This is a genomic window from Ureibacillus sp. GCM10028918 (assembly GCF_042666115.1).
In the GTDB taxonomy this organism is placed as follows: domain Bacteria; phylum Bacillota; class Bacilli; order Bacillales_A; family Planococcaceae; genus Ureibacillus.
The window spans coordinates 818,156-832,263 of sequence record NZ_JBHTFK010000005.1; the positions used below are offsets into that span (position 1 = coordinate 818,156).

General features: G+C 37.4%; 9 protein-coding genes. 5 read left to right on the forward strand and 4 right to left on the reverse strand.

Annotated features, from left to right (window positions below):
• Positions 1-96: 96 nt before the first annotated feature.
• Positions 97-1,824: an LTA synthase family protein gene (locus ACFQU5_RS07130; RefSeq protein WP_390286171.1), complete on the forward strand. Its 1,728-nt coding sequence runs from the start codon at positions 97-99 to the stop codon at positions 1,822-1,824.
• 304 nt (positions 1,825-2,128) lie between these two features.
• Positions 2,129-2,317 (forward strand): hypothetical protein, encoded by a 189-nt coding sequence (locus ACFQU5_RS07135; RefSeq protein WP_390286173.1) that lies wholly within the window; start codon positions 2,129-2,131, stop codon positions 2,315-2,317.
• Between the two features lie 145 nt (positions 2,318-2,462).
• Here ACFQU5_RS07135 and ACFQU5_RS07140 read toward each other — a convergent pair whose 3' ends face one another.
• Positions 2,463-4,337 (reverse strand): FAD-dependent oxidoreductase, encoded by a 1,875-nt coding sequence (locus ACFQU5_RS07140; protein ID WP_390286175.1) that lies wholly within the window; start codon positions 4,335-4,337, stop codon positions 2,463-2,465.
• Between the two features lie 406 nt (positions 4,338-4,743).
• Here ACFQU5_RS07140 and ACFQU5_RS07145 point away from each other — a divergent pair, with 406 nt between their 5' ends.
• Positions 4,744-6,654 (forward strand): copper amine oxidase N-terminal domain-containing protein, encoded by a 1,911-nt coding sequence (locus ACFQU5_RS07145; protein ID WP_390286177.1) that lies wholly within the window; start codon positions 4,744-4,746, stop codon positions 6,652-6,654.
• A 203-nt stretch (positions 6,655-6,857) separates the two neighbouring features.
• Here the strand turns inward: ACFQU5_RS07145 and ACFQU5_RS07150 are convergent, their stop codons facing one another.
• The gene (locus ACFQU5_RS07150; protein ID WP_390286179.1) at positions 6,858-9,353 is read right to left on the reverse strand and encodes an S-layer homology domain-containing protein; all 2,496 of its coding nucleotides are present in this window, start codon (positions 9,351-9,353) and stop codon (positions 6,858-6,860) included.
• A 385-nt stretch (positions 9,354-9,738) separates the two neighbouring features.
• On the opposite strand from ACFQU5_RS07150, the gene ACFQU5_RS07155 reads away from it, so the two are divergent.
• A complete protein-coding gene (locus ACFQU5_RS07155) occupies positions 9,739-10,227 on the forward strand; it encodes a hypothetical protein (RefSeq protein WP_390286181.1) in 489 nt (162 codons plus the stop codon).
• Between the two features lie 107 nt (positions 10,228-10,334).
• Here the strand turns inward: ACFQU5_RS07155 and ACFQU5_RS07160 are convergent, their stop codons facing one another.
• Positions 10,335-11,849 carry a glycosyl hydrolase gene (locus tag ACFQU5_RS07160; RefSeq protein ID WP_390286183.1) on the reverse strand — a complete coding sequence of 505 codons (1,515 nt, stop codon included), beginning with the start codon at positions 11,847-11,849 and terminating at the stop codon, positions 10,335-10,337.
• Between the two features lie 129 nt (positions 11,850-11,978).
• Entirely contained in the window at positions 11,979-12,497 is a 519-nt protein-coding gene (locus tag ACFQU5_RS07165; protein WP_390286185.1) for a vWA domain-containing protein, read from the reverse strand.
• Positions 12,498-12,645: 148 nt separating this feature from the next.
• On the opposite strand from ACFQU5_RS07165, the gene ACFQU5_RS07170 reads away from it, so the two are divergent.
• On the forward strand, positions 12,646-14,100 hold the full coding sequence (locus ACFQU5_RS07170) for a carbon starvation CstA family protein (protein WP_390286187.1): 1,455 nt from the start codon (positions 12,646-12,648) through the stop codon (positions 14,098-14,100).
• Positions 14,101-14,108 lie beyond the last annotated feature (8 nt).

Here is a 14,108-nt window from a genome sequence, read left to right on the forward strand (position 1 = left end):
ACACCCATATTGATTTTAAAATTTATTTTTACTAGAAGTCTTTTGTTTGATGAAATACATTTTTTTCAGACATTTTTCGTCGAGCTTTGTTATTTATTGATCATATTTGGATTAGTCGAGCTGATTCCATCACACAAAGTGAAGAAAATAATTTATCTTTTTTTAGATCTTGTTCTTACTTTACTGTTAACAGTCATTCTCGTTTATCATAATTACTTTGGCTATATTGTGACGATTCATGCTTTTTCACTACTCAATCAAGTTGGCGCGATTCGAGATAGTGTTTTCCAACTATTCCAGCCGATTTATGGAGTATTATATATTGATTTCATCATCCTAATTTTAATTGTCTTATTGAACCGAAAAAAAGCACAGAATATTGTGTTTAAATACAGTCCTCGATTCCCACTCGGTGTTTTGTTGCTAGGAATCGCAGCATCTGCCCTGCTCCTATATAGTCAGAAGAATGTAGAAATCGCGAATTCTGTAACAGCCGCTAAAAAACAAGGGCTCATTACCTACGAGATTTTTGGCGTAAAAAATTATCTAACGAATGAAGCAATCCAATTTACAGCAGAAGAACTGAAACAACTTCCTAATATAATAGAAGAAATCAAAGAAATATCGCCTTTAGCGGAAGGTGAATTACAATATTTCGGAGCTGCCAAAGGGAAAAATATCATTGCAATTCAGCTGGAGGCATTTCAGGATTTCACATTAGATTTAGAAGTGAATGGACAACCGATTACTCCTTTTTTAAATACATTAATGGAAAAAAGTATTTACTTCCCGAATATCTATCAGCAAATTGGACCTGGCAATACTTCAGATGCCGAGTTTATATTCAATACTTCTCTGTATCCGACTGGTATGGAAGCAACAACTGAAACATATGGAAATAGAATACTTCCAAGTTTTCCTAAACTTCTAAAAGAAAATGGGTATACTTCTTTAACATTCCATGCAAATGATGTTACGTTTTGGAATCGAGACGAGCTATACCCCTCCCTTGGATTCGATCAGTATTATGATAAAGAATTTTTTGGTCAGGAGGATGTGATTGGAATCGGTCCTTCTGATGAAGTGTTATATACAAAAGCATTACCTGAGCTGCAAAAATTACATGATAATCATCAAAACTTTTTTGCTCATTTCATTACACTTTCTAGCCATCACCCATTCCAAATTCCGGTAGAAAAAAATACACTACAACTTCCGGAGCATTTCAATGGCAACATTGTCGGAGATTATTTAAAAGCGATTCATTATACAGATCAAATGTTGGGGAACTTTGTTGCCGGGCTTAAGGAAGCTGGCATGTGGGAGGATACGATGCTCGTTTTGTACGGGGACCACTTTGGTTTACAAAAAAGTTCAATGCAAAAAACGGAGAGTGCCTTATTGGCGGAGTTGCTGGGACATGACTATCATCTACTCAATCAGTTAAATGTTCCTTTGATGATTACGTTAGGAGACGCACACCTGGGGGAAATCAATGAAACAATTGGTGGCCAGGTGGATATCATGCCTACTGTTTCGAATTTATTAGGTTTGCCTTTGAATCACTTAGTTCATTTTGGCCAGGATTTGATTAACTACCCAAACAACCTATTTGGTATGCGATATTACATGCCAACCGGGTCTTTCTTTAATACGGAAATCGCCTATAGACCTGATGCAGGGTTCGAAGATGGAGAAGCGTTTGATATCCGCACGTTGAAGCCAGTACAGGAGTATTCGCAATATGAGGAAGATTATCAACGAATGAAGGAAATCCTTCAGCTTTCCGACCGGTATTTGAATAGTTTGCCTGAGAAGGAATAGGAGAGTCAGTCATATCGTAGATAGAGGATTATTGTAAATAGATATAAATTAACCCGGTAACTGAATACATGAAAGATAAATCCAATCAAAGTATTGAGCACCCTAATGAGTATTTTGGCAATTGTTGTTGCCAAAATGCAAAATTAGGGTGCTATTTCTCTTGTAATTCATTATGTCATTACTGGCTTTTTTGAGAAAAATTAAGGGTAGATCTCTTTTTATGTTAGAATAAATATAAGATTATTATGAATGTTTTTACTTTTAAAAGACTCTATCAAAAAACCTACAATAGGAGGGATCAGGAATGGATAAAAATTGTTCAAAGTGCAATTCGATTATGGTTGAAGCAGTAATAGATAGCTTTCCGATTAGAATTTACAAAGCGGATGTGAAGCCTACCGCTGAAACGATGAGTTCTATTAACCCCTGTTATGTTTGCTCAAACTGTGGTTATATTGATTTTTATGTTGAAAACGTTGATAAATTTAAGTAAGGTTACTACTTATAATAGTAGAATGAGCTATCTGCTTTTTATAGATAGCTTTTTATATAGGAAGAAAATATTGTTATGAAAAGATATATCCGAACTCAAAAAAGAGAGGCTATCCCCAAAAAGTACAGGATTCCCTCTTCCTTTATTATTCTTTTACATACCTAATCATTTCAGCACAAATCGCATACATTTCTTTAAATTTAATATTGTGATTCTCGCTTGATATATTTTCAGCAGCTTTTCCACCTATTACCCCTTGATCAATTAACCCCTGCCAGCTCGCAGTCTGTTCTTTGTCATTTACTAATGCCGTTAGTATTTGTGTAGCATCCGCTAACTGGAGCAGCCTATTTTCTTTAGCCATCTCATTGTTATATATAGTAGTAATTTTTTTGCGGAGCTCAGTATTTTCCTTTGGAGCCGTTCGTTCAATTGTCTCTTTTAAAAGTTTCACAAAGCTATGTTTCGTTGCGTCATTTTCAATTTTTAAATCATTGGAATAGCCGGCTGAAACAAGTCCGTAATTCAGTAGTTGTTGTATGGATTGATCAAACCATTCCCCCATATGTGGATAGTCCGTGCTTATATGGTCAACAAAAGCGCCTTGTTCATCTAACTTTGTCCGAAGTGTTTCGATCATCTTTGTATCTTTGCTCATGTCTCGAAACGATTGATTTACCCCCACAGATAATGCTGCAGCTGTTCCTGCTGCTTGTCCTGTCACCATTCCTGTTGGTACAATTCGCGCACTGCCTGCAGCTAGAGAAGAGAAGCCCGCTGCACGACCCACCACTAGAATCCCATCAATCTCCTTCGGTACCAATGAACGAAACGGGATTGCGTACTGTTTCGGATCAGCCAAGACAAACCCATAATCCTGGGGGGTTTGAGCTTGTACATCTACTGGATAGGCGCCATAACCGATATTGTCCCAATGATCTCGATTCGTCCAAACGTCTGCCATTGGTAGTTGATACTCCGCCCAAATATGTCTCGTTTCTCTTACATACAATTCCGGTGGATAACTTGCTACTTCCACTTTTTCAAAGCCGGGGAATTCCTTTTGTAAAAATTGAAGAATGTGCTTCGTTTCTTTTTTGCCTTTTTCAATGGCGGCATCCTTTGAGCTTTCATCCAATCCATCGATTCCAAAAATTTGCAGCGCATTAATGTAATACTCGTCCCCTACCTTTGCCAGGTTTAGCCCTCTTAGACGCGTATTCTGTTCGACCGGTTTATACTCATAATGCAAATGAGAGAACCCCCATGCAGCTTGGTCTGTTACTTCAGCCTCTCCAAACTTTCCTATTAATGCGGTTTCTTTTACTTTATCCCAGTTGACATTCTTTAGATGAAGCATCAATGTTACCGCCATTTTTTTATCTTCGACACCGACGTCCTTACCACCTATAAAATAGGGCACCTTGGTCATTACGGCAAAATCCGCATCTTGCGTAGCATCGATAAATGTTTTTCCATTCACCTCAAAATTGCCGTTTTCATTTTGCAGTTTCACACCAACGACTTGGTTTCCGTTCATAATGGATTCAACTACATTCGTACTTGTCGTTAAAGAAAGAAGCTGCTCATTATCTACTAATTTCTGAAAGGCCGCTTTTGCTGTCTCGATATGAAAGGTACTTCCCTTCCCAACTAGATTATGCCATTCCTCAAAAATGCCATGACTGACCGATTTGCCATCTGCTCCTTGTGGGATATCCAAGAAATTCATCATTCCAAAAGTAAATAATCCACCTAGCTCTTCTCGCCTCTCAATCAGCAAAGTTTTGGCACCATTTCTTGCAGCAGAAACCGCTGCAGCTACTCCCTCTGGTTCTCCTCCGACAACGATCACATCATATTCCTCATCAAACTGTTTCATTGCAATAGGCTTTTCATAGGGAATCGATTCTGGTGAAGTGGTGGCACTTGTCCTATTGTTATAAATACCGTTCCCAAAATATGCCGCGATTAGCAGTAAACAAAATATGCCCGTTATTAGTATGTTTCGCCTCGTCATGATGTCCTCCTAATAAATGAACTATTTAACGGTAATAAAAAAAATATCCCTTTTTAGACAAACAGAGATAAATCAGTTAAAGATTATTATTACCTAATTATTAATAAACAGAACAACCATTATTAGCGTGTGCAGTTAGCAAATGGACCTTTTGGTAAAGTATAGGAGCTGACGGTGCCCCTGGTAATTATTTTCATTTAGAGTGGATGTTTGATATAAACCGACATGTTTAGGTAATATATATTGTGGTATATTATTACAAATATGCTAAGTTCTTCTTTTTCGAATTTTGTATTTAGTATCTCGAGGTGAATAGGTATTTCATCCTTTTCTTCAAGAATTATGCAGAATTTTCGACAGGAACTATGTTATGATGAAACATATATTTAAAGTCAGGAGAATAGTAATGATGTTTAGAATTTTATTTGTATCGCTAGTTGGTTTTATTGCATTTTTTTCGATCCTCAGTAACGAAGCATCTGCGGCAAACGCTTCACCTATCATGAAAGGGATTACAATTGAGTTGAACGGTGAAACAATCACTTTTGACGACCCAGTACTAAATAAGTCTGGTTATGTTCTTCTACCAATGCGAGATTTTTATGAAGCCATTGGGGCAACAGTAAGTTGGGACAAAGCATCACTAACAGCGAGCAGTTATAAGAATGGACACACTGTTGAACTAACGATTAACTCTACAAACGCAAAAGTAGACGGAGAAAGTGTTTTAGTTCCAGTAGCTGCGATGATGTATAAAGACAGAACCTATATCCCTTTACGTTTTGTCAGTGAAAATTTAGATGGAACAGTAGCATGGGATCAGAGTCAACGGAAGGTTACGATTGAGTTAAATGATTCACAGGAAACACCAGATACACCCGATACACCAGTTGAAATACCGCCGGTACAGCATATAATACATATGAATGATTCAAAGATTCTAATGGATGAACCTATTATTACAAGAGGTGGAAGAACATATATACCGGCTAAATACTTTGAATATTATCTTGAAAATGGATATGGTGCTTGGTTATCAAAAGAAGAATATGAATTACTCGTTGCCGATACGCTTTTTACCTTCAGTATTGGCAGTAACACAGTATATGTAGACGGGCAATCCATGGAAATGGCTGAAAAACCTTTTATGGAATACGGAGAAATTTACGTTCCAGTTCATTTTATTGTCAATTCCCTAACAAACAGTGGAAGAATACAATATGATCGCACGAAACAAGAATTATACATTTCGATCAATGATTATATTTTTTCAGGTGAAAAATTAGATTTATCATATGGTATATTGAATGTTCCACAATTAGTTCCTAGTGCTGCATTAGAAGGTAAAAGAGAACTCATTGTGAGCGACAACCCTGAATATTTAAGTCCAACTCACATTACAGGTGATACAGCAACTTTAGCAGAATATAAGGTAGATGCTCAAAATGCAGAGAAAGAATATAGCATTTTTGGTTGGCATTTAAATCACCTTGGTACAAAAGCAAATATCGGCATTACAATCGAAAATATCTCAGATGCAAATACTCTTGAAATTACTAAGGCGCAAGGCATCTCTAAAGTCGGTTCTGATAATTCCATCAAATATGATATTGGCTTACCTTTAGCAGATAATTTTTTAAGTGGGAACTTAAAAAATGCAGAAGGAAATGGCATAAAGATTGCCCCTGGTGAAACGAAACTAATTCAATCGTATTTGTTAGATGAAGAAAAAGCCTTAGGATTTTTAAATAATATTGATGTCCGTTCATTAAACGGAGCGAACAGTAAATATATCATTCGCGTTGTGTTAAGCAAGAATGATGGGGAAGATTTAACTAGCATTCACTCAGATGTTGTCTCTCTGTATGACAAGCATCCAAGAGGTGTATGGCCAAGTTCAACGATTTCAACAACGCTTCCGACCTATACAGTCGGTACGAAACAGACGGGTTATAATATTTCAAATGGAAAAACAGACAACCTATTAACTGCCGAAAATTCATTAACAAAAATGAACGGTACGATTGGAAACCCAGGTCATTTTGGTATGACTTACAAGGTGAATGTCCCGGTAAGTAATCCAAATGAAGAAGAACAAACGATTAAAATTAGCCTTGCCGGTAGAGGTGGCTCATATAGCGGAGCCGTTAAATATGACGGCACAGTTTACTTAATCCCTACGATTACCCCAGGTGTGAATTATGTTCAACTACCTGAACATGTAATTGGTGCCGGTAAAGAAGAAATCATCCAATTAGAAATCATGCACGCAGGTGGAGGCAACCTCCCCGTAGCAGTTTATGTAGAAACCGAATAACTCGCAAAATGTAACACCTTTCGCAGTGACCATATACGGGTCAACGCGAAAGGTGTTTTTTTGAGGGAAATTGAATTGTGTGAGAATTGTTTGCGTGCCTGGCGCCCAAACAATTCAATCCATAAATCACTCAAAATTCAAATAGGATTTAAAAAAGGTGTCCGAATCGCTTATATGTGTGATTGGACACCTTTATAGTTGGTTTATTTATTTACTCGATCTAGGAATGTGGCGAATTCGGCGCGTGAGATGCTGGCATCTGGTCTAAAGGTATTGTCTTCAAACCCTTTTGCCAAATCATTTGCTACGAGCGTTTGAATGCTTCCATATGCCCAATGAGTTGACTTCAAATCACGATACGTTACAGTTGTTGTTCCTTTTAGTAGGTACGCTCTCTTTATTAGTGTAGCCACCTCGGCACGAGTCAGCTTACCATTTGGTGTAAACTTCCCTGCTTCTCGACCAGTCATAATGCCCTTTTCTGCAATAGCGCTGATGGCTTCTGCAGCATAATGAGAGGCACTGACGTCTGAATAACTTATCGACTTTGTAGACTTAAGATTTAGGGCTCTTGCAATGATTGTTGCCGCCTCTGCTCGGGTAATTGAGTTAGTAGGTTTAAATGTTCCATCTAAATACCCTTTAATCAATTCTTGTCCATTCAAATTCTCAATTGAACTTAATGCCCAGTGATCTTTACTTACATCTGTATAGGCTGGTTCTTTGTAATTTTCACTATACACCGCTTGTAATTGGTCAAAATAGACTTTTCCATTATTTTGATTTGAGGCAGTAGGTTCTGCAACGTAAAGGCGTTCAAATTTTAATGGCAGTGTAGCATCTGATGGAATCGATGCCGTAACATATTTCCATCCTGTCCAATTTAATTCGCCTTGCCCTGTGAAATCAATGGTATGTTTTGAGCCTGATCCGTCAACAATCACGCCTCGTAACCAGTGATTTTCTCCATCACCATATACCCAGATACCTAAATGATCAGGTTGTCCAGATATGGCAATAGGTGACTTTGCAACTGCATAAGCTGCTTTTGTACCTGTTTCTGAATTAGAGAAATCATACGTAAGCTTTAAGCTTGATGAACCCTGTCTAAAAGGTTCTGATTTTGAACTATTTGCAATAGAAGCTGTAGCTTTGGCAGCTGATGAGGACCATTTTGAAGCACTGTCAAAGCTATCTAGTAAAATCTTATCTTCTATATCTATTACATTTATAGATTTTTCAACTGTTAACCCATCATATTGTGCAATAATTTTCCCTTGCCCTTTAGCAGTTGCCGTAAAGGTTGTCCCGTTAATCGTACCAATATTTCCTTCCACAGACCACTTCACTTTAGAAGAATCTACTTCAATCGGGTTCAAGTACTGATCATAAGCACTAGCTACTTTTAAGTTAATAGAACCATCTTTTACGACTTCAGTTGGAATACTTCCTAAAGTCATAGATTTTAATGTTCCTTGTGGTGCCGTGTTAACGACCTGCAAAATTGCCGAAACACGTCTTTCACTTCCATCCGATGGACTGTTGACTAGTGCAGGAGTATATCCACCTGGATTTCGCACGACCATTGTTGTAGAACCGCCACCATCTAAATTGATTGCGGCACTGGCTCCTTGCGAAATGAGATAAGATGCTAAATCTGATAAACTTGTCCCATTACTATATCCACTTTGTCTACCATCAACAGTAACTAAAAATACTTTTGTACCAGTTGAATCGATTGCTACCGCCGTACGAGGGGCACGTGTTTTAGCGAATTCAGAAGAAGTAGACATCGAAATATTCACTTTACTATCTTTTACTAATAGTGGACCTGCCGCAAGAATGTACTCGGCATCCATCCATTTTGGATCGATTGCTAAACCTACCTCAACTGTTGCCCCTGCTGAAACAGAAGCTGCAATTTCAGCGGCCAGCTCTTTATTTTGAACTGAAATGACAAAGCCATCACTCGGGATAACGGAATCCCCGGAAGTATTATAACCTGTCACATTTGAGACAACTCCTGAGAATTGATCTCCAAAATGTAATGTAGCTGTATCTTGCGTTGCAGAGTTTGCAATGATTTCGATTCCCCATTGGTTCGTTCCTGTACTTTTTTTGCCAGGAGTATATAATACCGTTTTGTTCGTAGTTCTTTCACTATTGATTAAATCAATCGGATACTTTTTCCCATTCACTGTAAAACTTAAATCCGCATTATAATAGTCAATGATGGCTTTACCTGATTTTGAAATTCCGAAAGCAATCGGATTTTGAGTCGGGCTTTCGTTTCCATCACCTAAAATTCCATAATTCATAATTTCATTATTGTGTGCTAATAGATTCGCAGGAACACCATTTCCCATGAAATATGAGGCATTAACCGCACCTACCACACGATGGCCTAATGTGCTGTATTCTTTTGCCAAGCTAGATGTAGTTTTTAACGAATTTATTGGATTCGGAAGCCCGATTTCCAACTTTGTATATGTATTTGCTAAATTAATATCCAGCATATGGACTACTTCTTTTGTCGAACTAGATTGATAGGTACGCTTGATATGGGTAACTTGAGGCGACACTTCTGTCTTATTTTCCGAGACTTTGTTGTCAAAAACTGAGGCTGAGGCGACTGAAAGATTAATAGAGAACTGCATGAGAATGAATGCGATCACAATCATTCCTAGTTTTTTTACCAATTTTATTCACTCCAATATGTAGAAAAATGTAATGATAACTTGAATATAACATACATTTATACTATTTTGGCAGATAACTAGAAAGATAGGATAGTTTTCCTAGATTGGTTTGGTTGTTTCATAAATGCAGTATTCACGGGATTTTATAGGTAGATTAAAGAATAAAAGAATGCTTTGGTTTGAAGGGAAATTGAGTAAATGATGTTTATGGGGTATGATAACTGTGCCAATTAAATTAGTAGAATGCTACGTTTGTCCAATCTCCAAGATATGACAAACGTAGCTTTCTTGTAAAAGAATAAAAATGTGCTGACATTTTTTTGGATTAATCGATATTTTGATTACATATAGTGTAAGGTATTTTAATAAAGGAGAGGTTGTTGATTTGTCTACTTATGGTACGTACCCAAGTGAGTATGATGTTTTTTATGGAGGTTTATTTTTCGCGTTTGTACTCTTTGCGTTAGCATTGGTTGTAATAGGGTATGTGGTTACTGCACTCATTTACTATTTCACAGCGAAAACAAACGAATTAGGGGAAATTGCCTTTTGGGCGTGGATTCCGCTTTTGAATGTTTATTTGCTTTTTGCATTCGGTTCAAGCAAAACAACGATGGAAGAAATTAAAAAAGAATCCTTGATATTTATGTTTATTTATATCGGGCTAGCAATTGTGCAAATCATTCCATTTATCGGCATTTTAGCGTCCATTGCCTTGATTGTTCTAGGGATCTATTATATGTATAGACTGTTTTACCGCTGGACGGGTGAACCAGGTATGTCGATTCTTTTCATTATCTTAACAATCGTCACAGGTAGCCTGTTCTTTTATATTTACGGATTAATCAAAATGAAGAAACCATTCGTTGCATAATTGGGAAAGCAAGAAGGACTTGTACGAGAGTCTTTCTTGTTTTTATTTATAAAAAAACAAAAAGATCTCTGATTTACTAGGACAGAGATCTTCTTATTTCACTCACTTTATTCCTTTTCTTTTCTTAAAACGACTGTTTCAGTTGCAAGGCGTTTGAAGTTTTCATCGAATGCGACTAATGTGATGGGTTCATTTTGTTTAATTTGCTTCAGATTAAGCTTCAAATCCCACGGCTGGATATACGATTCCCCCAACTTTCTTTTCCCTTGATAAGCTGCTACATAATAGGGTTGTACACCAAGAGGAAGTTTTACATACATAAAGGCATTGCGCACGCCAGATAGGTTTTCCACGTCCGTAATAGGAATATATTTCGATTGAACCGAATCATTTTCCTTATCCATTGCTAGATGATCTAAAAAGTATGTGCTTTGAATGATTCTTTGGTAGGCCTCATCGACAAGTTTACTATCCCCTAAATCATAGTTATTGTTTTTATTATCATAATTGGTTGTTTGTTTATCTAGGTTAAAATAGGTAACTGCTTTAATCTGCGGGAACATTCTTGGTAAAAATCCATACATGTTTCCAATTTGGCCAGCTGCCCAATCTGAAAAATCTTTCTTCAATTGATAGCTATAATGAGAAACGGCACCTTCAGAGATCATCATCGGTTTATGGCTATATTTATCGTAAATTGGTTTTAGATAGTCAATAGGATTGCCGCCCAGTACCTCTTTATTATGTGAAAATGGGATTGTATATAAGGATAAGCCCACCCAATCTACATAATCATCACCTGGATAATAAGGATTGATATTATGGCGAGGCAAAAAGTTGGGTGACCAAACCATTGCAACATTTGGTGCTTCTTGCTCCATAATGTCATGGACCAGTCTGAACTTCTCAATATATTTTTGCGGGTCACCACTCCACGGTACCCACTCCCCATTCATTTCACCCATAAATCGCAAGAATACTGGAATGCCAGATGCCTTCGCTTCTCTAGCAAATTGTCGGATATACTCACCTTCTACCACTTCATCCAAACCGTTCATTGGCTCAAATCCAATTTGAATGCCGGAGTTATTTCTTTTGGCTTCATTTGCAAACTTCATTGGGAAATAAGTATTGGTGTCGGCATACTTTTCTCCCCATGTCGTATACGTCAAATAAATTGCATGGTTTTTACCATAGATTTCTTCCACCGGATCTGGGTTCGCATTTTCCCTCTTTCCAGCCAAAAATAATCCAAGATATGTTCCACTTGTTGGTTCAAATTTTGCTAAGGATTGCTTTGCTCTAATTGGTTGTTCAATATATAATTCCACTTCGGTTCCTATATGATCTGCGCGTATTAAGTTCTGGATTCCCCAGGAAGGATGTCCAGCTTTTGTCCAGTAATTTGCCGACTCTATATAATACTCCGTTGCCTTTTGATATTGCTTTGCTTCATCATAATATACAGCCAACTTTTTACTAAAGATTGCGGCATTCGTCCAGCTTTCATCAGTAATGGATGCTTTTAATGATTCTTCAGAGTTTGCTTGAACTTCAATAGGAGTACCATAAAAATTTGCTAATATTAATACAATTCCAACAGTCATAATCAATTTCTTCAAAATGTACCCTCCTGCAATTATTTCTCTTTGAGCAAACTTTGATAAATAAAGGAATTGCGTTTATTGTGAGCATCATTATTGATGTTTAAACTAGACTTGTTTTATTACCAGAAACTTCATGTGAAATCCTTAAAAATTGAATAGACTGTTACTTTCTATTACTATAATCAGCTTCGATTTTCTCCTTCCAGCAATTATTAATTTCCCTTCCATACGACACTGTATTACCGTTTCAGAAACCGCAGAGAAGTTTACTTCTGTCCCAACCCGATCGGCATGATAGTCTACAGCATAATCACGATCAATCCCCATTCTAGATGCTGTTCCGATTGCATCTATATTGGCACCGAGGAAGATAAATTGCCAACCGAGTTCCTTTTGTCTCTTAATTAACTGTTTTACCTTTTCATAAGAATACTCGACACTTGCGTTTTCCAATCCATCAGTTGTGATGACGAATAAAACTTGTTTTGGACGTTCCTCTTTTGGCGATTCTTCTTGTGCATTTCGAATCTTTTGTAACGTTATACCAATTGCATCTAGAAGTGCTGTTGTTCCTCCTGCTTCATAATCTTTTTTACATAAAGGAACAACTTGCTTTATGCTAATACGATCATGTAATAATTCACACTCTTCACAGTTCATCATAAACGAAACTATATCATCTTCAAATACTATTTTAGTAAACTGTTATATAATTTTACAAAAATAATATTGTTGTTATATAACATTATATGCTATCATTTTCCTAGAGATAGAATATTGAGAAAATTCAAAAGGGATGGGGGATTTTAAAATGATTACATTTCTAGTGTGTATTGTAATCTTGATCGCCGGGTATTTTACTTATGGCAAATACGTCGAAAAGGTTTTCGGGGAGAAACCAAAACGACCAACACCAGCTTATGTGAATGCTGATGGCGTTGATTATGTTCCAATGTCAACATATAAGAACTCATTAATTCAATTATTAAACATTGCAGGAACTGGGCCAGTATTTGGTCCAATTGCAGGGGCACTTTATGGTCCAGTGGCATTTATCTGGATCGTTGTAGGATGTATTTTCGCTGGCGCTGTACATGATTACTTAACTGGTATGATTTCGATTCGAAATAAAGGGGCTCACGTACCAGAGTTAGTGGCGAAGTTTTTAGGAAAGTTTATGAAACATGTTGTAAACGTTTTCGCCCTATTACTTTTATTATTAGTAGGAACGGTATTCGTTACGTCACCTGCCATGCTAATTAGCAACTTGATGGATGGAAAGATAGCACTTGGCATTATCGTTGCTGTAATTTTCTTCTATTATATTTTAGCTACACTATTACCAGTAGATAAAATTATCGGGCGCTTATATCCATATTTCGGAGCACTTTTAGTTATTTCAGCATTAGGTGTTGGGATTGGACTAGTTGTAACTGGTGCACCAATTCCTGAGCTTTCGTTCCAAAATATGCACCCAGGAGAATTACCGATTTTCCCATTGATTTTCTTTACAATTACTTGTGGTGCTTTATCAGGATTCCATGCAACTCAAACACCGATTATCTCGCGTACAACACAAAATGAAAACCAGGGCCGTAAAATCTTCTATGGTATGATGATTGCAGAAGGTATTATCGCAATGATTTGGGCAGCAGCTTCAATGAGCTTATTCAATGGTTATGGCGGCTTAAGTGAAATGTTAGCAGCGGGTGGTCCTGCTGCAGTAGTTAGTGAAGTTTCACTACTTATGATGGGTTCAATTGGTGGTACTTTAGCAATTTTAGGTGTAGTTGTTTTACCAATTACTTCGGGGGATACAGCATTCCGCGCAGCTCGTATGATTATTGCCGAATACTTCAAATTCGCTCAAGCAAAATTCTCTAGCCGTTTATGGATTGCCATTCCATTATTCGTTATTTCTTATGGCTTAACAAAAATCGATTTTAATATTTTATGGCAGTACTTCTCTTGGGCAAACCAAGTTACCGCGGTAATCGCTCTCTGGGTAGGTGCTATGTATCTATTCCTAGCGAAAAAGAATCACTGGATCGCAACGGTACCAGCAAGTTTCATGACCTACATGGTAATCGTATATATTTTATATGAACCAACAATGGGCTTCGGTATTCCACTGAATGCATCATTCATCGGAGGTCTAGTCGCAGCAGCCGTGCTAGTAGGTATCTTCTTTGCCTCCGCACACAAAAAACGCGGCACATCCTTGTTGCTGGATGAGGATGTATCGGGGTATCAAACGCAAAACTAATATGAAGG